Below are 18,013 nucleotides of genomic sequence, written 5' to 3'. Positions count from 1 at the left end.
TCCTTGAAGGTCAGACCTACTTGTCGATGTCCCCGACGACGAAGAACATCGACCCCAGGATCGCCACCATGTCCGCGACCAGCGTCCCCGGCAGCAGTTCGGTCAGCGCCTGGATGTTGTTGAAGGACGCCGAGCGCAGCTTGAGCCGCCAGGGCGTCTTGTCGCCGCGCGAGACCAGGTAGTAGCCGTTGATCCCGAGCGGGTTCTCGGTCCACGCGTAGGTGCTGCCTTCGGGTGCCTTGAGCACCTTGGGCAGCCGCTGGTTGACCGGGCCGGGCGGCAGGGTGGCGAGCTTGTCGAGGCAGGCGTCGGCGAGGTCCAGGGCGTTGAGGCTCTGTTCCAGCAGGCATTCGAAGCGGGCCAGGCAGTCGCCCTCTTCGCGGGTGACCACGGTGAGCACCTGCCGCAGTTCCTCGGAGCCGTACGCGAGGTAGGGCTCGTCGCGGCGCAGGTCGAGGTCGAGGCCGCTGGCCCGGGCGATGGGGCCGCTGACCCCGTAGGCCTCGGCCTGTGCCCGGGTGAGGGTGCCGACGCCGGCGGTGCGGGCGCGGAAGATCTCGTTGCCGAGGACGAGTTCCTCGAACACCGGCATCTCCGACCGCACCTTGGCGACGGCGGCGCGGACCCGGCCGAGCCAGCCCGCCGGGAGGTCCTCCTTGAGGCCGCCGACCCGGTTGAACATGTAGTGCATCCGGCCGCCGGAGGCCTCCTCCAGGACGTGCTGGAGGTCTTCGCGGCCGTGGAAGGCGTGGAAGATCGGGGTGATGCCGCCGAGCTCCAGCGGGTAGGAGCCGAGGAACATCAGGTGGTTGAGCACCCGGTTGAGTTCGGCGAGCAGGGTGCGGATCCACACCGCCCGCTCGGGGACCTCCATGCCGAGCATCCGCTCGACGCCGAGGACGACGCCGAGTTCGTTGGAGAAGGCGGAGAGCCAGTCGTGCCGGTTGGCCAGCATGATGATCTGCCGGTAGTCACGGGCCTCGAACAGCTTCTCCGCGCCCCGGTGCATGTAGCCGATCACCGGCTCGGCGGTGATGATGCGCTCGCCGTCGAGCAGCAGGCGTAGCCGCAGCACGCCGTGCGTGGCCGGGTGCTGCGGACCGATGTTGAGCACCATGTCGGTGGTGCCCGCCGCGCCGCTGACGTTCTCGGCTCCCGCCCCGATGCCGACCGTGGTCTCCCTCATGCCCCCAGAGTCTGCCATCCCGGCAGGAGCTCCAAGCTCGCCGGTACCGGCATGCGGACAGCCTGCAGCAGCCACCCGAAGCCGCCCAGCCCGTTCGGGTCGGTCAGCTCGGCCCCCTCCCCCGCCCCGCTCAGCGCCCGCAGGTAGCCCGCCGGGTCGGTGGAGGCGAGCAGGAGCGGCGGGCGCCCGCCGCTCACGCCGAGCGCGCGCAGGGCCTCGCGCTGTGTCGTCCACAGGCTGTGGAGACCGGGGACGGCGATGGCGTCCAGGGCCACGTGCGCGGTCACGTCGCAGGAGCCGTCCGGCACCGGGGACACCTCCCGGCCGTCCCGGAAGCCGGTGAAGGTGCCGAAGGGCGGCCGCCGCCCCGCCGTGTGCCCGTAGTCGACCGCGACGGCCAGGCCGCGCTCCAGTCCGGCGACGGCCCGCGCCCAGGCGGCGTCCCGCGGTCCACCGAACTCCACCACCTCCCCGGGCTCCGAGACCGGCCACCAGCGCGCGGCCCAGGCCGATTCCGCTTCCGGCGCCTCTGCGCCCAGCCGCAGCGCTCCGCTCTCGGTGTCCACCTCGACGCAGCGCAGCACTCCGTCCTCGTCCACTTCGCCGGCGTCCAGCGGCACGTTGTCCAGCCACTCGTTGGCGAACAGCAGCCCGGTCACGCCCTGCGGCAGCTCGTCCGTCCACAGGGCTGTGGACGGGAGCCCGGCCGGGCGGTCCGCGATCTCCACGCCGTACGGGCGCAGCCGCGCCAGCACCTCGGCGGGCAGCTCGGCCAGGACGCCGGTCAGCAGTTCCCCCCGCCCGGCCCCGACGTCGACGAAGGCCAGCTCCTCCGGACGACCGAGGGCCGCGTCAACCTGGAGGAGCAGCCGGGCCACCGCACGGGCGAACCTCGGCGAGGCGTGCACCGAGGTGCGGAAGTGCCCGGCCGGGCCCTCGGGCCTGCGGTAGAAGCCCCGGTCGGGGTCGTAGAGGGCCTGTTCCATGGCGGGCGCCCACCGCATCCAAGTCATGGGGCGGGACGCTACCCGGCAGTCGGAAGGCCCTCCCAATCGGAGCCGGGGCTTCTCCGACCTACGGAGTAGGACGGATCGCCCTACCGGCGGACCTGGACACGCGGAGCGACTGCCTACGCTGGACACGTGCATCGACTCAACGCCTGGCTCCGCCGTCACCCCATGGTGGTCGACGCCGCATGGGCGGCGATCGTGCTCTTCCTCGGCCTGCTCCCGGACGGCAACTTCCCCGACGGCGGCTGGCGCTTCGACGCGAACATCCTGGTCGCGCTGGTGCTGCCCGCGCTGATGGTCGTCCGCCGGCGCTATCCCGACGTCACGGTGGCCGCCGCCACCGGCCTCGGCGTCAGCCAGGTGCTCGCCGGCGTCGAGCCGGGCGCCTCCTCGATCGCCTACCTGGTCTTCGCCTACACCGGCGCCGCCTTCGGCCAGAAGTGGACCTCGCGGCTGGCGCTGGTCGCCGGGCTGTCCGCCGGGCCGCTGGTGTTCTGGCAGATGCACCCGATGAAGACGGTCCGCGAGAACTCCGGTCACTACATCTCCCGCGACTACAACCTCGGTGAAGCAGCGCTGATCATGCTGCTGATGAGCACGCCGTTCATCCTGTGCTGGGCGTGGGGCCGGCTGACCCGGGTGCGCCGCGCCTACCTGACCGAGCTGGAGGACCGCGCCGCCCGGCTGGAGCGCGAGCGGGACGCCCAGGCCAAGGTGGCGGTCGCCGCCGAGCGGGCCCGGATCGCCCGCGAGCTGCACGACGTGGTCGCGCACAACGTCTCGGTGATGATCGTCCAGGCCGACGGCGCCGCGTACGTCCTCGACAACTCCCCGCAGCAGGCGAAGGAGGCGCTCGGCACGATCGCCTCCACCGGCCGCCAGGCGCTGGTCGAGATGCGCCGCCTGCTGGGCGTGCTGCGCACCGCCGATACCGCCGAGGAGTACGTGCCGCAGCCGGGCGTGGAGGAGCTGCCGGAGCTGCTGGAGCAGGTCCGCACGGCCGGACTGCAGGTGGACTACGCGACCTCCGGGCACCCGCGCGAGCTGCCGCGCGGTGTCGAGCTGACCGTCTACCGGATCGTCCAGGAGGCGCTCACCAACGTCCGCAAGCACGGCGGCCCCGATGTGCACGCCCGGGTCGCGGTCGACTTCGGCGAGCGCGAGCTGGCCGTGCTGGTGGAGGACGACGGGCGCGGCAGCACCGACGAACAGCTGGCCTCCGGCGGCACGGACGGTCTCGGCCACGGCCTGATCGGCATGCGCGAGCGGGTCGGCATGGTCAGCGGCAGCCTCGACGTGGGCCCCCGCCCCGGCGGCGGCTTCCGGATCCGCGCCGTCCTGCCGCTCAAGGCCGCACACTGACCCTCCGCCCTCTCTCTAGGAGCCACCTTGACCATCCGCGTGATGCTCGTCGACGACCAGGAACTGCTGCGCACCGGGTTCCGGATGATCCTGCAGTCGCAGGGCGACATCGAGATCACCGCCGAGGCGGGCGACGGCGCGCAGGCCCTGGAGCTGCTGCGGCACACCACGGTGGACGTGATCCTGATGGACGTCCGGATGCCGCGCCTGGACGGCGTGCAGGCGACCCGCCGGATCTGCCTCGCCGAGGACGGCAGCCCGCTGCCGGGCGCCCCGCACGTGCTGATCCTCACCACCTTCGACCTGGACGAGTACGCCTTCGCCGCGCTCAAGGCCGGCGCCAGCGGTTTCCTGCTCAAGGACGTCCCGCCAACCGAGCTGGTGGCCGCGATCCGCGCGGTGCACGGCGGGGACGCGGTGGTCGCCCCGACCACCACCCGCCGGATGATCGACCGCTTCGCCGAGGTGCTGCCCACCCCGCAGAGCGCGCCCGGCTCGGACGTCCTCGGCCCGCTGACCGAGCGCGAGCGCGAGGTGTTCCTGCTGGTCGCCCAGGGCCTGTCGAACGGCGAGATCGCGGCCCGGCTGGTGCTCTCCGAGGCCACCGTGAAGACCCACGTCGGCCGGATCCTGGCCAAGCTCGGCCTGCGCGACCGGGTCCAGGCCGTGGTGCTGGCGTACGAGGCCGGGCTGATCCGCGCCGGGGCCACCGACTGAGCCGCGCCGGGGCCACCGACTGAGCCTCCTCGGCGTCCGGGCGCCGACCGTAGACTAGGGCGGTACGTCCGGTACCCGATGAGTGGACCGGAACGGTCATTCACGACAAGGGTGGATGCGTGGATCCGTCCGACTTCGCCGAATTCGGCGAGTTCGCCCCGCTCGCCGACGGCCTCGGCGACCCGAGCGATCCCGGCAACCGTCCGGCCCGACTCGCCGTCGGCGTGGTCGGCACCGGCCGGGTCGGCCCCGCGCTCGGCGCCGCCCTGCAGCTCGCCGGGCACACCGTGGTCGCCGCCTCCGGGGTGTCCGCCACCTCCCGCCGCCGCGCCGAGGCGCTGCTGCCGGGCGTGCGGATCGTCACCCCGCCGCAGGTGCTGGCCGCCGCCGACCTGGTCCTGCTGACCGTCCCGGACGACGCCCTGGCCGACCTGGTGGTCGGGCTGGCCGCCACCGGCGCCGTCCGCGCCGGCCAGCTGGTCGTGCACACCTCCGGCGCGCACGGTGTCGCCATCCTGGAGCCCGCCACCCGGGCCGGGGCGCTGCCGCTGGCCCTGCACCCGGCGATGACCTTCACCGGCACCTCGGTCGACCTGGACCGGCTGGCCGGCTGCCCGTTCGGTGTGACCGCCCCCGAGGAGCTGCGGCCGGTCGCCGAGGCGCTGGTGGTGGAGATGGGCGGCGAGCCCGAGTGGGTGCCCGAGGAGGTCCGCCCGCTCTACCACACCGCCCTCGCGCACGGCGCGAACCACCTGGTCACCCTGGTCGCCCAGGCGATGGAGCTGCTGCGCACGGCCGGCGTCGCCGAGCCCGGCCGGATGCTCGGCCCGCTGCTGGGCGCCGCCCTGGACAACAGCCTGCGCTCCGGCGACGCGGCCCTCACCGGCCCGGTCGCCCGGGGCGACGCAGGCACCGTACGGCGTCACCTGGCGCAGCTCAGTACGGTGTCCCCCGACATCCCGGCGGCGTACCGAGCGATGGCCCGCGCCACCGCGCAGCGGGCGCTCGCCAACGGAACGATCGACGACACGTCGGCGGCGGCGCTGCTGGACGTACTGAACGAGGAGAAGCCCTGATGGCACGCGGCAAGCAGCCGAACAAGCCCCAGCGGACGCCGAAGGTCCACCGGGCCGTCGTCACCCGCACCGTGGACGACTTCGAGGCCGCGTTCTGGCCGGACGAGCAGCCGGTGGACAACGCCGTGGTGATGACCATGGGCGCGCTGCACGAGGGCCACGCCGCGCTGATCCGGGCCGCCCGCAAGCAGGTCGGCCGGGACGGCCGGGTCGCGGTGACGGTCTTCGTCAACCCGCTGCAGTTCGGCCCGAGCGAGGACCTGGAGCGCTACCCGCGCAGCCTCGACGACGATGTGAAGCTGGCCGAGGAGAACGGCGCCGACGTGGTCTTCGCGCCGTCCGTCGAGGAGGTCTACCCGAACGGCGAGCCGCAGGTGCGCATCGTGGCGGGCCCGATGGGCGAGCGTTTCGAGGGCGCCACCCGGCCCGGCCACTTCGACGGCGTGCTGACCGTGGTCGCCAAGCTGCTGCACATCACCGACCCGGACTTCGCCTTCTTCGGCGAGAAGGACGCCCAGCAGCTGGCGGTCATCCAGCGGATGGTCGCCGACCTGGACTTCGACGTCGAGATCGTCGGCGTGCCGACCGCCCGCGAGGAGGACGGCCTGGCGCTGTCCTCGCGCAACCGCTACCTCTCGGAGGAGGAGCGCGCCCGCGCCCTGGCCCTGTCCAAGGCCCTGTTCGCCGGCCGGGACGCCGCCGCCCAGGGCCCGAAGGCCGTCCGCGAGGCCGCCTCGGTCGTCCTGGACGCCGCCGAGGGTGTCACCCTTGACTACCTCGCCCTGATCGACCCGCACGACTTCAGCGAAGCGGCGGACGACTTCCAGGGCGAGGCGGTGCTGGCCGTCGCCGCGCAGGTGGGCTCGACCCGCCTCATCGACAACGTCCGCATCATCGTTCGCTAAGCACCACCGTTCGGTAGCCCAGCCCTCAGGCATGCACTCACAGGAGGCGTGACCCCATGCTCCGCACCATGCTCAAGTCCAAGATCCACCGGGCCACCGTGACCCAGGCCGACCTGCACTACGTCGGCTCCGTCACGGTGGACGAGGACCTGCTCGACGCCGCCGACCTGCTCCCCGGCGAGCTGGTCCACATCGTCGACATCAACAACGGCGCCCGGCTGGAGACGTACACCATCGCCGGCCCGCGCGGCTCCGGCGTGATCGGCATCAACGGCGCCGCCGCCCGGCTGGTCCACCCCGGCGACCTGGTCATCCTCATCGCCTACGGGCAGATGGACACGGCCGAGGCCAAGGGCTACGAGCCGAGCATCGTCTTCGTGGACGAGCGGAACCGGATCACCGGCCTGGGCGGCGACCCGGCGGAGGCCCAGGAGGGCACCGGGCTGCTCCGCGGCGACGCGGCGTACGGTGGCCGGGACGACGCGGCCGACGCCGCCTCTCGCTGAAGGAGCCACTGAGCCATGTCCGTTACGCATCGCCTCACCGCCCCGGCCCCCGGCTGGACCGCCGCCACCGACGTGGTGGTGGTCGGCTCCGGCATCGCCGGTCTCACCGTCGCCCTCAACGTCCGCAAGGCCGGCCTGCGGGCCATGGTGGTCACCAAGGCGATGCTGGACGAAGGCTCCACCCGCTGGGCCCAGGGAGGCATAGCCGCCGCCCTGGGCGAGGGGGACACCCCCGAGCAGCACCTGGACGACACTCTGGTGGCCGGCGCCGGGCTCTGCGACGAGGAGGCCGTGCGCACCATGGTCACCGAGGGCCCGGACGCCGTCCGTCGGCTGATCGCGGTCGGCGCCGCCTTCGACCGCGACGAGGCCGGCGAGATCCTGCTCACCCGCGAGGGCGGCCACCACCGCCGCCGGATCGTGCACGCGGGCGGGGACGCCACCGGCGCCGAGGTCTCCCGCGCCCTGGTCGCCGCCGTCCGCGACGACCCGGACCTGGAGCTGATCGAGCACGCGCTGGTGCTCGACCTGCTGACCGACGCCGAGGGCCACACGGCCGGCCTCACCCTGCACGTGATGGGCGAGGGTCAGCGGGACGGCGTCGGCGCCGTCCGGGCCCGCGCGGTGGTGCTCGCCACCGGCGGCATGGGCCAGGTCTTCTCCGCCACCACCAACCCGGCGGTCTCCACCGGCGACGGTGTGGCGCTCGCGCTACGGGCCGGCGCCGCGGTCACCGACCTGGAGTTCGTCCAGTTCCACCCGACCGTGCTCTGGCTCGGCCCCGAGGCCGAGGGCCAGCAGCCGCTGGTCTCCGAGGCCGTCCGCGGCGAGGGCGCCCACCTGGTGGACGCGGACGGCGTCCGCTTCATGGTCGGGCAGCACGAGCTGGCCGAGCTGGCCCCGCGCGACATCGTCGCCAAGGCGATCACCCGGCGCATGCAGGAGCAGGGCGCCGAGCACATGTACCTGGACGGGCGGCACTTCGGCGCCGAGATGTGGGAGCACCGCTTCCCGACCATCCTCGCCGCCTGCCGCGCCCACGGCATCGACCCGGTCACCGAGCCGATCCCCGTTGCACCGGCCGCCCACCACGCCTCCGGCGGCGTCCGCACCGACCGGCACGGCCGTACCTCCGTCCCCGGCCTGTACGCCTGCGGCGAGGTCGCCTGCACCGGGGTGCACGGCGCCAACCGGCTGGCCTCCAACTCGCTGCTGGAGGGCCTGGTCTTCGCCGAGCGGATCGCGGCCGACCTGGCCGGGCGGCACCTGGCCGGCGAGCTGCCCGAGCGCGCCGTGGACGTCGCCGCCGCGCAGGCCGCGCACCCCGTCCCGCTGCCGCCGTCCGAGGCACGCGCCGACGTCCAGCGGCTGATGTCGCGCGGCGCGGGCGTGCTGCGCTCGGCCGCCTCGATGGCCGACGCCGCGGCCGGGCTCACCCTGATCGCCGAGCAGGCCTACGCACACGTCGCCGAGGAGAAGCCGGCCGACCCCCGGGTGGAGACCTGGGAGGCCGCCAACCTGCTGCTGGTCTCCACCGCGCTGGTCGCGGCCGCCGCGCAGCGCGAGGAGACCCGCGGCTGCCACTGGCGCGAGGACTTCCCCGAGCGCGACGACGCCCACTGGCGGCGCCACCTGATCACCACCCTCGCCGCCACCGGCGGCCCCGTCAGCACCCCTGAGGAGCAGTAGAACCATGACCCACTCCCACGAGGAACTCCCCCTGGCCGACCAGGGCGGCTGCGGCGACGGCTGCGCCTGCGGGGACGGCGAGGGCTACGAGACCGGTCTGGACCCGCAGCTGGCCGAGCTGCTGGAGCAGGCCGGGCTGGACCCGGTCGAGGTCGAGGACATCGCCACCCTGGCGCTGGCCGAGGACCTGGCCGGCGGCGAGGACGTCACCTCGGTGGCCACCGTGCCCGCCGACGCCGTCGCCACCGCCGACTTCACCGCCCGTCAGGCCGGCGTGGTGGCCGGTCTGCGGGTCGCCGAGGCGGTCGTCTCGCTGATCTGCGAGGAGGAGTTCGAGGTCGAGCGGCACGTCGAGGACGGTGACCGGGTCGAGGCCGGCCAGGTGCTGCTCTCGGTCCGCTCCCGCACCCGCGACCTGCTGACCGCCGAGCGCAGCGCGCTCAACCTGCTCTGCCACCTGTCCGGCATCGCCACCGCGACCCGCGCCTGGGCGGACGCCCTGGAGGGCACCGGCGCGGTGGTCCGCGACACCCGCAAGACCACCCCGGGCCTGCGGGCGCTGGAGAAGTTCGCGGTGCGCTGCGGCGGCGGCGCCAACCACCGGATGGCGCTGTCCGACGCCGCCCTGGTGAAGGACAACCACGTGGTCGCGGCCGGCGGTGTGGCCGAGGCGTTCCGGGCCGTCCGGGCCGCGTACCCGGAGCTGCCGGTCGAGGTCGAGGTGGACGAGGTGGAGCAGATCGCGCCGGTGCTGGAGGCCGGGGCCGACCTGATCCTGCTGGACAACTTCACCGTCGAGCAGCTGAAGGAGGCCGTCGCGCTGGTGGCCGGCCGGGCGAAGCTGGAGGCCTCCGGCGGACTGACCCTGGCCGACGCGCGCGAGGTCGCCCAGACTGGTGTGGACTACCTGGCCGTGGGCGCGCTCACGCACTCCTCGCCGATCCTGGACATCGGCCTGGACCTGCGCGCCTGACCGTCAGGACCAGCGCAGACCCGTCCCGACTCGCAGAAAGCGCCCCATGCTCCTCACCATCGACGTCGGCAACACCCAGACCACGCTCGGCCTGTTCGACGGCGAGGAAGTGGTGGAACACTGGCGGATCTCCACCGATCCGCGCCGCACCGCCGATGAACTGGCGGTGCTGCTGCAGGGGTTGATGGGCAACCACACCGCGGCCCGGGAGGCCACGGTGGACGGCCTGGCGATCTGCTCGTCCGTTCCCGCCGTGCTCCACGAGCTCCGCGAGGTGACCCGCCGTTACTACGGCGACGTCCCCGCGGTGATCGTGGAGCCCGGCGTGAAGACCGGGGTGCACGTCCTGATGGACAACCCCAAGGAGGTCGGCGCCGACCGGATCGTCAACGCCCTGGCCGCCAACCACCTGTACGGCGGCCCGTGCATCGTGGTCGACTTCGGCACCGCGACCACCTTCGACGCCGTCAACGCCCGCGGCGACTACGTGGGCGGCGCGATCGCCCCCGGCATCGAGATCTCGGTGGAGGCCCTCGGCGTCCGCGGCGCCCAGCTGCGCAAGATCGAGCTGGCCCGCCCGCGCAACGTGATCGGCAAGAACACCGTCGAGGGCATGCAGTCCGGCATCCTCTACGGCTTCGCCGGGCAGGTCGACGGCCTGGTCGACCGGATGGCCCGCGAACTCGCCAAGGACCCGGACGACGTCCAGGTGATCGCCACCGGGGGCCTGGCCCCCCTCGTCCTCGGCGAGGCCACCACCATCGACGTCCACGAGCCCTGGCTCACCCTCATCGGCCTGCGCCTGGTCTACGAACGCAACCGTCCGAGCTGACCGGCTCCCCCCGTCGGGCCGAACGTGGGTGGTTCGGCGCGACGTTACCGACAAATCGGATATTCGTCACGTAGTGTCCACCCATGCCTACGCCACACGGATCGCGCGGCGGCATGGCCTTCAGCGCCGACGAAGTCCGCGTGCTGCGCCGAGCCCTCGCCCAAGCCCTGCACCCCGCCGTTCCCGTCCATCTCCAGGTGCCCGACCGGCCGGCCCTCACCGGGCCGGGCGCCGAACTGTGGGCGGAGGACGTCCAGGACGCGCTGCGTCTGACCGAGGCGATCGACGAGGCCGTCCAGGAGGGCGGCCGACTGCGCGCCTTCCTGCTCGCCGACCTCGGCCGCTACCGCTCCGCCCTGCCCGGCAGCGCGCCCGGCTACCTGGAACGGCTGGAGGAGGCGGTGTCCGACGGATACCTGCCCGGGCCCGAGGACCTCACCGCACTGCGCGGGCTGATCCGTCAGCCCTGCGGCCACGGTGAACGGTCGCGCCGTTCGCGGCTGGCCGGGCGCTGCCACGCGCTGGCCGAGGCCGCCGTCCGCGAACGCCTCGCCCTCACCACCGGCCAGCCGCGCCACCTGGTGGCCGTACCGAGCCCCGCCGCACCCCCGAGCAGTCACCCCACCCCTGTAGGAGGACGGACCACCATGAGCAGCACCGACTCCCGCCCGGAGCAGCCCGCCGAGCCCGCCGCCGCGAACACCCCGCCCCGCCCGCACCGGATGCCCACCCCGGCCGAGCTCTTCGGCCGCCGGCCCAAGCCCCCGGCCCGGCCCGCCCCGGCCGCCGACGAGGCCCCCGAGGAGATCGAGCTCGCCACCGGCACCGGCTGAGCCGCCCCGCCCGCCCCGCAGGGGGGGGAGACCGCGACGGCGGTCTCCCCCCCTGCCGCGTCCCGGCCTGTCCTTCCTGCCGGTCCCGGCCCGCTTCCCGCCGGTCCCGTCACGGAGCACCGTGTGTGGCTGGCTACCCTTGTGGGGTGAGCGATCAGAGTCTTGTTCCCGCGACCGACGACCTTCCCGAGCAGATGCGCGTCCGGCGCGAGAAGCTGGACCGGCTCCGGGCGGCCGGCGTCGACCCGTACCCGGTCGGATTCCCCCGCACCAGCACCATCGCGGACCTGCGTGCCAAGCACCCGGACCTGGAGCCGGACACCGCGACCGGCGAGCGGGCCGGCATCACCGGGCGGGTGATCCTCTCCCGCACCGGTGGCAAGCTGTGCTTCGCCACCCTGCGCGACGGCACCGGCGACCTGCAGGTGATGCTCTCCCTGGACAAGCTGGGCGCGGAGCGGCTGGCGGCCTGGAAGGCCGACATCGACCTCGGCGACCAGGTCGGCGTCGAGGGCGAGGTGATCACCTCCAAGCGCGGCGAGCTGTCCGTGATGGTGGACCGCTGGGAGCTCACCGCCAAGTGCCTGCGCCCGCTGCCGGACAAGCACAAGGGCCTGACCGACCCGGAGGCCCGGGTCCGCCAGCGCTACGTGGACCTGATCGTCAACCCCGAGGCCCGCGAGATCCTGCACCTGCGCAGCCGCGTGGTCCGCTCGATCCGCCGCACCTACGAGGACCGCGGCTACATCGAGGTCGAGACCCCGATGCTGCAGCCGGTGCACGGCGGCGCCAACGCGCGTCCGTTCAAGACGCACATCAACGCGTACGACATCGACCTCTACATGCGCATCGCCCCCGAGCTGTATCTCAAGCGGCTGGTGGTCGGCGGCGCCGAGAAGGTCTTCGAGATCAACCGCAACTTCCGCAACGAGGGCGCGGACTCCACCCACAACCCGGAGTTCACCTCGCTGGAGTCGTACGAGGCCTACGGCGACTACGACACCCAGGCCGAGCTGATCCGCGAGACGATCGTCAACGCGGCCCGGGACGCGCTGGGCACCACGGTGATCAAGGGCGTGGACGCCCACGGTGTCGAGCACGAGATCGACCTGGCCGAGCCGTGGGAGGAGGTCAGCGTCTACCCGGGCATCTCCGCCCGCCTGGGCGCCGAGGTCACCCCGGAGACCGGCGTCGAGGAGCTGCGCAAGCTGGCCGCCGAGCACGGCATCCCGTTCGAGAAGGACTGGGGCCACGGCCAGATCGTCCTGGAGATGGTCGAGCGCCTGCTGGAGGAGAACGCCGTCCGGCCGACCTTCATCAAGGACTACCCGACCGAGGTCTCCCCGCTGACCCGCCAGCACCGCTCGATCCCGGGCGTGGCCGAGAAGTGGGACCTGGTGATCTTCGGCACCGAGATCGGCACCGCCTACTCCGAGCTGGTCGACCCGGTCGAGCAGCGCGCCCGCCTCACCGCCCAGTCCCTGCTGGCGGCCGGCGGCGACGTCGAGGCGATGCAGGTGGACGAGGACTTCCTGCGCGCCCTGGAGTACGCGATGCCCCCGACCGGTGGCCTCGGCCTCGGCGTGGACCGCCTGATCATGCTGCTGACCGGCAAGAACATCCGGGAGACCGTGCTCTTCCCGCTGGTGAAGCCGGAGCCGAAGGCTGCCGCCGCGACGGCGGAGAAGACCGAGGAGGAGTGACCTGATGGACTACGTCAGCGCGATCGTGCCGCCGCTGGTCATGGCGATCGGCTTCGGGTTCCTGGTGCGGGCCATCGTCCGCAGCCAGGGCGGGAGCCAGCGGGCCAAGGAAGACTTCGACTGATCCCCCGGGGTCCCGGACGGTTCCGGGCCCCGGACGACCGGCGCGCCGCCATTCCCGATTCCCCGGGGTGGCGGCGCGCCGGTTTGGTGCACTTCACAAGATTTGCCCCAATCACTCCCTATCCTGGCCGCACTATGGTCCGGCAACTCGGCGAACTTGAGAACGCCATCATGACCCGGGTGTGGCAGTGGAACCGACCGGTGACGGTTCGCGAGGTTCTCCTGGATCTGCGGTCGGAACGCGAAATCGCGTACACCACGGTGATGACCGTCCTGGACAAGCTCCACAGAAAGGGCTGGCTGCGCCGCGAGCGGGTCGGCCGGGCCTATCGATATGAACCGGTCTCCTCACGTGAGGCGTACACGGCGGCCCTGATGAACGACGCCTGGGCCACCAGTGACAATCCGGCGGCCGCCCTGGTGCACTTCTTCGGCCTGATGTCGCCCGAGCAACGCGAGGCACTCCGGGACGCGCTGCGGGTCGCCGCGCTGCCCCCGCCCGATCCGCCGGGGGCCGATTCCCCGGCGGACGGGCCGGATACCGACGGGGCGGAAACCGGCGGACCCGATACCGGCGGACCGCATACCGGGGAGACCGCGCCGGGGCCGACGCGATAACGTCCCGCCATGGAGGTCACCATCCGCCGCGCACGGACCACGGACGTGCGGGCAGTACGCAGGCTCATCGACGCCTACTCGCGCGACGGCATTCTGCTGGACAAGCCCACTGTCACCCTGTTCGAATCCGTCCAGGAGTTCTGGGTCGCGGAACGCGACGACAACGGCGCGGTGGTGGCCTGCGGCGCCCTGCACGTGATGTGGGAGGACCTCGCCGAGGTCCGGACACTCGCGGTGGATCCGGCCTGCCAGGGCTTCGGCATCGGACATCTGCTGCTGGAGAAGCTGGTACAGACGGCGCGCTGGCTCGGCGTCCGTCGGATTTTCTGCTTGACGTTCGAGGTCGCGTTCTTCGCGAAACACGGTTTCGTCGAGATCGGGGAGCTCCAGGAAACCGATGATGGTACGACAGACCCGGCGGCGATCGCTACGGATGTCTATGAAGAACTCCTCCGCTCGTACGATGAAGGCGTCGCCGAGTTCCTTGACCTGGAGCGGGTGAAGCCCAACACACTGGGCAACTCGCGCATGCTGCTGCACCTCTGAGCGGCTCCGCCGGGGTCAAGGGTTTGTGTTTTCCGGAGAAAAGCGCTTTCCTTTCCTTAGGCAATGGGTCGTTTAGCGGAAAGGGAAGCCCGTGGCACAGAGGGTGCAGGTCATTCTTGAAGACGATCTCGACGGTGGTTCGGCGGACGAGACGGTGACGTTCGCGCTCGACGGCGTTGCCTACGAGATCGACCTGAAGAGCGCCAACGCGGACAAGCTCCGCGGTCTGCTGGCGCCGTACGTGGAGAAGGGCCGTAAGCAGAGCGGCCGGCTCGCCGGCCCCCGCCGCCCGGGCCGCGGCACGGCCCAGCGCCCCTCCGGCAGCGCTCCGGACACCGCGAAGGTGCGCGCGTGGGCCAAGGAGCAGGGCATGGATGTCAACGACCGCGGCCGCGTGCCGAGCACGGTCCGCGAGGCCTACGACAAGGCCAACGCGGCCTGACCCCGGCGCTGCCGGCACGCCGGAGCGGGTGCGGGGCCCCGGCGGCTGTGCACGGCGTCGACGACACACGCGCGGGGCGCGGAGGAGCCTCCTCCGCGCCCCGCGGCGCGTACCCGAACGACCGGGGCGCCGCCGGTACCGGCTCCGGTCCCGGAGGACGTCCGGGGGTCGGACTCGGGCGGCGGAACAATCACGAGCTGTGCAACGCTGTAGGGGCGAAGCGGTAACGCGGACACCACCGGGATGGCGTACCGACCACCTGGGCCTCCGTTGAACCACCGTCACCACGGCCCGACTTCTCGCCAGGCGAACACCGCCACCGCGGAAACTGCGCGAGAACCGCCCCGATACCGGGTATGAATGCAGGTGGACGGGTTCTGCGCCCGTCCAGGGGCAGTATGCGCGACCGGCCGGAGGGAGTCCGACCGCGTCCGGCGGCGCTTGTTCGCCGATGGCGTAGCGGATTCCGGTGCATCCGGCCCACCAGTGGGAACACCGAATCCCAGCATCAGGTTGGGATTGGTGTCGGCTGGTCGCGCAGCATCTCGCTCCTCTACCGGGGAGTGAATCCGTGGGCCGCGCCGCTGAGCGGGACTAGCATGCGGAAGGACAGGGCGGGGACGGACCCCGAACTGCCCGACCGCTCTGAGGAGCGATAAACGATGTTCGAGAGGTTCACCGACCGCGCGCGGCGGGTTGTCGTCCTGGCTCAGGAAGAAGCCCGGATGCTCAACCACAACTACATCGGCACCGAGCACATCCTCCTGGGTCTGATCCACGAGGGCGAGGGCGTCGCCGCCAAGGCCCTGGAGAGCCTCGGGATTTCTCTTGAGGCCGTTCGCCAGCAGGTCGAGGAGATCATCGGCCAGGGCCAGCAGGCCCCGTCCGGTCACATTCCCTTCACCCCCCGGGCGAAGAAGGTCCTGGAGCTGTCGCTCCGAGAGGCCCTGCAGCTCGGCCACAACTACATCGGCACCGAGCACATCCTGCTCGGCCTGATCCGCGAGGGCGAGGGCGTCGCCGCCCAGGTCCTGGTCAAGCTGGGTGCCGACCTCAACCGGGTACGCCAGCAGGTCATCCAGCTGCTCTCCGGTTACCAGACCAGCGGCGGCAAGGAGTCGGCCACGGCCGGCGGGCCCGCCGAGGGCACCCCGTCGACCTCGCTGGTCCTGGACCAGTTCGGCCGCAACCTCACCCAGGCCGCCCGCGAGGCCAAGCTCGACCCGGTCATCGGGCGCGAGAAGGAGATCGAGCGGGTCATGCAGGTGCTGTCCCGCCGCACCAAGAACAACCCGGTGCTGATCGGTGAGCCCGGCGTCGGCAAGACCGCCGTGGTCGAGGGCCTGGCGCAGGCGATCGTCAAGGGCGAGGTCCCGGAGACGCTCAAGGACAAGCAGCTCTACACGCTGGACCTGGGCGCGCTGGTGGCCGGCTCGCGCTACCGCGGTGACTTCGAGGAGCGCCTGAAGAAGGTGCTCAAGGAGATCCGCACCCGCGGCGACATCATCCTGTTCATCGACGAGCTGCACACCCTGGTCGGCGCGGGCGCCGCCGAGGGCGCCATCGACGCCGCCAGCATCCTCAAGCCGATGCTGGCCCGCGGCGAGCTGCAGACCATCGGTGCCACCACCCTGGACGAGTACCGCAAGCACCTGGAGAAGGACGCCGCGCTGGAGCGCCGCTTCCAGCCGATCCAGGTCGCGGAGCCCTCGCTGCCGCACACCATCGAGATCCTCAAGGGCCTGCGCGACCGCTACGAGGCCCACCACCGGGTCTCCATCACGGACGCCGCCCTGGTCGCCGCCGCCACCCTGGCCGACCGGTACATCTCGGACCGCTTCCTGCCGGACAAGGCGATCGACCTGATCGACGAGGCCGGCTCCCGAATGCGCATCCGCCGGATGACCGCGCCGCCGGACCTGCGCGAGTTCGACGAGAAGATCGCCGACGTGCGCCGCGAGAAGGAGAGCGCGATCGACGCGCAGGACTTCGAGAAGGCCGCGTCCCTGCGCGACGACGAGAAGCAGCTCCTGCAGGCCAAGGCCAAGCGCGAGAAGGAGTGGAAGGCCGGCGACATGGATGTCGTCGCGGAGGTCAACGAGGAGCTCATCGCCGAGGTCCTGGCCACCGCCACCGGCATCCCGGTCTTCAAGCTGACCGAGGAGGAGACCTCGCGTCTGCTGCGCATGGAGGACGAGCTGCACAAGCGCGTCATCGGCCAGAAGGACGCCATCAAGGCGCTCTCCCAGGCCATCCGACGCACCCGTGCGGGCCTCAAGGACCCGAAGCGCCCCGGCGGTTCGTTCATCTTCGCCGGCCCGTCCGGCGTCGGTAAGACCGAGCTGTCCAAGACGCTGGCGGAGTTCCTCTTCGGCGACGAGGACGCGCTGATCGCGCTCGACATGTCCGAGTTCTCCGAGAAGCACACCGTCTCCCGGCTGTTCGGCTCCCCGCCCGGCTACGTGGGCTACGAGGAGGGCGGCCAGCTGACCGAGAAGGTCCGCCGCAAGCCGTTCTCGGTCGTCCTCTTCGACGAGGTCGAGAAGGCCCACCCGGACATCTTCAACTCGCTGCTGCAGATCCTGGAGGACGGTCGCCTGACCGACTCCCAGGGCCGCGTGGTCGACTTCAAGAACACCGTCATCATCATGACGACCAACCTCGGCACCCGGGACATCTCCAAGGGCTTCAACCTGGGCTTCGCGGCCACGGGTGACACCCAGAGCGGGTACGAGCGGATGAAGGCGAAGGTCGGCGAGGAGCTCAAGCAGCACTTCCGCCCCGAGTTCCTGAACCGTGTCGACGACATCGTGGTGTTCCACCAGCTGTCCGAGGAAGACATCATCCAGATCGTCGACCTCATGATCGACAAGGTGGACGAGCGGCTCAAGGACAAGGACATGGACCTCGAGCTCAGCGTCGAGGCCAAGAAGCTGCTGGCCAAGCGCGGCTACGACCCGATCCTGGGTGCCCGTCCGCTGCGCCGCACCATCCAGCGCGAGATCGAGGACCACCTCTCCGAGAAGATCCTCTTCGGGGAGCTGCGGGCCGGCCACATCGTCGTCGTCGACGTCGAGGGTGAGGGCAAGGAGGCCAAGTTCACCTTCCGCGGCGAGGAGAAGTCGGCCGTCGCGGACACCCCGGCCGCGGTCGCCTCGTCCGGTCCCGACCTGACGAAGTAGCCCAACTTTTAACAGACAACTTCACAGCAACCGAGCCCCCGGCGTTCGCGCCGGGGGCTCGGTGCGTTCCGCCCCGCCGAAGCGGGTGCCACCACCGGCCGGAGCGGGCGGCCCCCGGGCTGGTTAGTACGGATGCGCTCGATTTCTCAGGCAGGTTTAACGAACATACGGTTGACAGATGGTCAGCTGACGGGAAGTCGCGGAGCATAGCGCCGTGGCCATGTCATGGTCAAGGTCTATCTTTTTTGTGCACGCTTGTATCAAATGACGTCCACCTGTCTTTCATTTTGGTTTGCCGGGCTTTGGCTAA

General features: G+C 71.7%; 16 protein-coding genes. 14 read left to right on the top strand and 2 right to left on the bottom strand.

Annotation, left to right across the window (positions count from 1 at the left end):
• Positions 1 to 16 precede the first annotated feature (16 nt).
• A complete protein-coding gene (locus ACIBEC_RS32245) occupies positions 17 to 1,186 on the bottom strand; it encodes an NADH-quinone oxidoreductase subunit D (protein ID WP_360495709.1) in 1,170 nt (389 codons plus the stop codon).
• Positions 1,183 to 2,199, bottom strand: coding sequence for an SAM-dependent methyltransferase (locus ACIBEC_RS32240; RefSeq protein ID WP_360495712.1), 1,017 nt, complete (start codon positions 2,197 to 2,199; stop codon positions 1,183 to 1,185). Before ACIBEC_RS32240 ends, ACIBEC_RS32245 begins: the two co-directional genes overlap by 4 nt.
• Positions 2,200 to 2,364: 165 nt before the next feature.
• On the opposite strand from ACIBEC_RS32240, the gene ACIBEC_RS32235 reads away from it, so the two are divergent.
• The 14 genes from ACIBEC_RS32235 (at position 2,365) to ACIBEC_RS32170 (ending at position 17,703) form a co-directional block, all read left to right on the top strand.
• Positions 2,365 to 3,558, top strand: a complete 1,194-nt coding sequence (locus ACIBEC_RS32235; RefSeq protein WP_396289555.1) for a sensor histidine kinase — start codon at positions 2,365 to 2,367, stop codon at positions 3,556 to 3,558.
• Between the two features lie 27 nt (positions 3,559 to 3,585).
• The gene (locus ACIBEC_RS32230; protein ID WP_360495718.1) at positions 3,586 to 4,275 is read left to right on the top strand and encodes a response regulator transcription factor; all 690 of its coding nucleotides are present in this window, start codon (positions 3,586 to 3,588) and stop codon (positions 4,273 to 4,275) included.
• Positions 4,276 to 4,499: 224 nt separating this feature from the next.
• Positions 4,500 to 5,351, top strand: coding sequence for a Rossmann-like and DUF2520 domain-containing protein (locus ACIBEC_RS32225; RefSeq protein ID WP_396289553.1), 852 nt, complete (start codon positions 4,500 to 4,502; stop codon positions 5,349 to 5,351).
• Positions 5,351 to 6,256 (top strand): pantoate--beta-alanine ligase, encoded by a 906-nt coding sequence (panC, locus tag ACIBEC_RS32220; protein WP_360495723.1) that lies wholly within the window; start codon positions 5,351 to 5,353, stop codon positions 6,254 to 6,256. Before ACIBEC_RS32225 ends, panC begins: the two co-directional genes overlap by 1 nt.
• A 56-nt stretch (positions 6,257 to 6,312) precedes the next feature.
• The gene (gene panD, locus ACIBEC_RS32215) at positions 6,313 to 6,762 is read left to right on the top strand and encodes an aspartate 1-decarboxylase (RefSeq protein ID WP_360495726.1); all 450 of its coding nucleotides are present in this window, start codon (positions 6,313 to 6,315) and stop codon (positions 6,760 to 6,762) included.
• 15 nt (positions 6,763 to 6,777) lie between these two features.
• Entirely contained in the window at positions 6,778 to 8,451 is a 1,674-nt protein-coding gene (locus tag ACIBEC_RS32210; protein WP_360495729.1) for an L-aspartate oxidase, read from the top strand.
• A gap of 4 nt (positions 8,452 to 8,455) precedes the next feature.
• Positions 8,456 to 9,424, top strand: coding sequence for a carboxylating nicotinate-nucleotide diphosphorylase (gene nadC / locus ACIBEC_RS32205; RefSeq protein ID WP_360495731.1), 969 nt, complete (start codon positions 8,456 to 8,458; stop codon positions 9,422 to 9,424).
• A 46-nt stretch (positions 9,425 to 9,470) separates the two neighbouring features.
• Positions 9,471 to 10,256: a type III pantothenate kinase gene (locus tag ACIBEC_RS32200; RefSeq protein ID WP_360495734.1), complete on the top strand. Its 786-nt coding sequence runs from the start codon at positions 9,471 to 9,473 to the stop codon at positions 10,254 to 10,256.
• Between the two features lie 83 nt (positions 10,257 to 10,339).
• The gene (locus ACIBEC_RS32195; RefSeq protein ID WP_360495736.1) at positions 10,340 to 11,089 is read left to right on the top strand and encodes a hypothetical protein; all 750 of its coding nucleotides are present in this window, start codon (positions 10,340 to 10,342) and stop codon (positions 11,087 to 11,089) included.
• 146 nt (positions 11,090 to 11,235) lie between these two features.
• Positions 11,236 to 12,792, top strand: a complete 1,557-nt coding sequence (gene lysX / locus ACIBEC_RS32190) for a bifunctional lysylphosphatidylglycerol synthetase/lysine--tRNA ligase LysX (protein ID WP_360495738.1) — start codon at positions 11,236 to 11,238, stop codon at positions 12,790 to 12,792.
• A gap of 258 nt (positions 12,793 to 13,050) precedes the next feature.
• Complete coding sequence (locus tag ACIBEC_RS32185) at positions 13,051 to 13,533, top strand: BlaI/MecI/CopY family transcriptional regulator (protein ID WP_360495741.1); 483 nt, start codon at positions 13,051 to 13,053, stop codon at positions 13,531 to 13,533.
• A gap of 9 nt (positions 13,534 to 13,542) precedes the next feature.
• Positions 13,543 to 14,079, top strand: coding sequence for an amino-acid N-acetyltransferase (locus ACIBEC_RS32180; protein ID WP_360495744.1), 537 nt, complete (start codon positions 13,543 to 13,545; stop codon positions 14,077 to 14,079).
• A 91-nt stretch (positions 14,080 to 14,170) separates the two neighbouring features.
• The gene (locus tag ACIBEC_RS32175; RefSeq protein WP_360495746.1) at positions 14,171 to 14,521 is read left to right on the top strand and encodes an Lsr2 family protein; all 351 of its coding nucleotides are present in this window, start codon (positions 14,171 to 14,173) and stop codon (positions 14,519 to 14,521) included.
• 662 nt (positions 14,522 to 15,183) lie between these two features.
• Positions 15,184 to 17,703 (top strand): ATP-dependent Clp protease ATP-binding subunit, encoded by a 2,520-nt coding sequence (locus ACIBEC_RS32170; RefSeq protein WP_360495749.1) that lies wholly within the window; start codon positions 15,184 to 15,186, stop codon positions 17,701 to 17,703.
• Positions 17,704 to 18,013: the final 310 nt, after the last annotated feature.

Origin of the sequence: Kitasatospora sp. NPDC051164, assembly GCF_044455625.1 — a bacterium.
GTDB lineage: Bacteria > Actinomycetota > Actinomycetes > Streptomycetales > Streptomycetaceae > Kitasatospora.
Note: the sequence above shows the minus strand (reverse complement) of the source record. Positions and strands in the feature narration are given on the sequence as shown.

What these genes read in the sequence shown, in the direction of transcription:
- ACIBEC_RS32185 (WP_360495741.1), top strand. Translation starts at nt 13,051, where the DNA reads ATGGTCCGGCAACTCGGCGAACTTGAGAACGCCATCATGACCCGGGTG.
- ACIBEC_RS32200 (WP_360495734.1), top strand. Translation starts at nt 9,471, where the DNA reads ATGCTCCTCACCATCGACGTCGGCAACACCCAGACCACGCTCGGCCTG.
- ACIBEC_RS32210 (WP_360495729.1), top strand. Translation starts at nt 6,778, where the DNA reads ATGTCCGTTACGCATCGCCTCACCGCCCCGGCCCCCGGCTGGACCGCC.
- ACIBEC_RS32195 (WP_360495736.1), top strand. Translation starts at nt 10,340, where the DNA reads ATGCCTACGCCACACGGATCGCGCGGCGGCATGGCCTTCAGCGCCGAC.
- ACIBEC_RS32180 (WP_360495744.1), top strand. Translation starts at nt 13,543, where the DNA reads ATGGAGGTCACCATCCGCCGCGCACGGACCACGGACGTGCGGGCAGTA.
- nadC (WP_360495731.1), top strand. Translation starts at nt 8,456, where the DNA reads ATGACCCACTCCCACGAGGAACTCCCCCTGGCCGACCAGGGCGGCTGC.
- ACIBEC_RS32245 (WP_360495709.1), bottom strand. Translation starts at nt 1,186, where the DNA reads ATGAGGGAGACCACGGTCGGCATCGGGGCGGGAGCCGAGAACGTCAGC.
- panC (WP_360495723.1), top strand. Translation starts at nt 5,351, where the DNA reads ATGGCACGCGGCAAGCAGCCGAACAAGCCCCAGCGGACGCCGAAGGTC.
- panD (WP_360495726.1), top strand. Translation starts at nt 6,313, where the DNA reads ATGCTCCGCACCATGCTCAAGTCCAAGATCCACCGGGCCACCGTGACC.
- ACIBEC_RS32240 (WP_360495712.1), bottom strand. Translation starts at nt 2,199, where the DNA reads ATGACTTGGATGCGGTGGGCGCCCGCCATGGAACAGGCCCTCTACGAC.
- ACIBEC_RS32235 (WP_396289555.1), top strand. Translation starts at nt 2,365, where the DNA reads ATGGTGGTCGACGCCGCATGGGCGGCGATCGTGCTCTTCCTCGGCCTG.
- ACIBEC_RS32170 (WP_360495749.1), top strand. Translation starts at nt 15,184, where the DNA reads ATGTTCGAGAGGTTCACCGACCGCGCGCGGCGGGTTGTCGTCCTGGCT.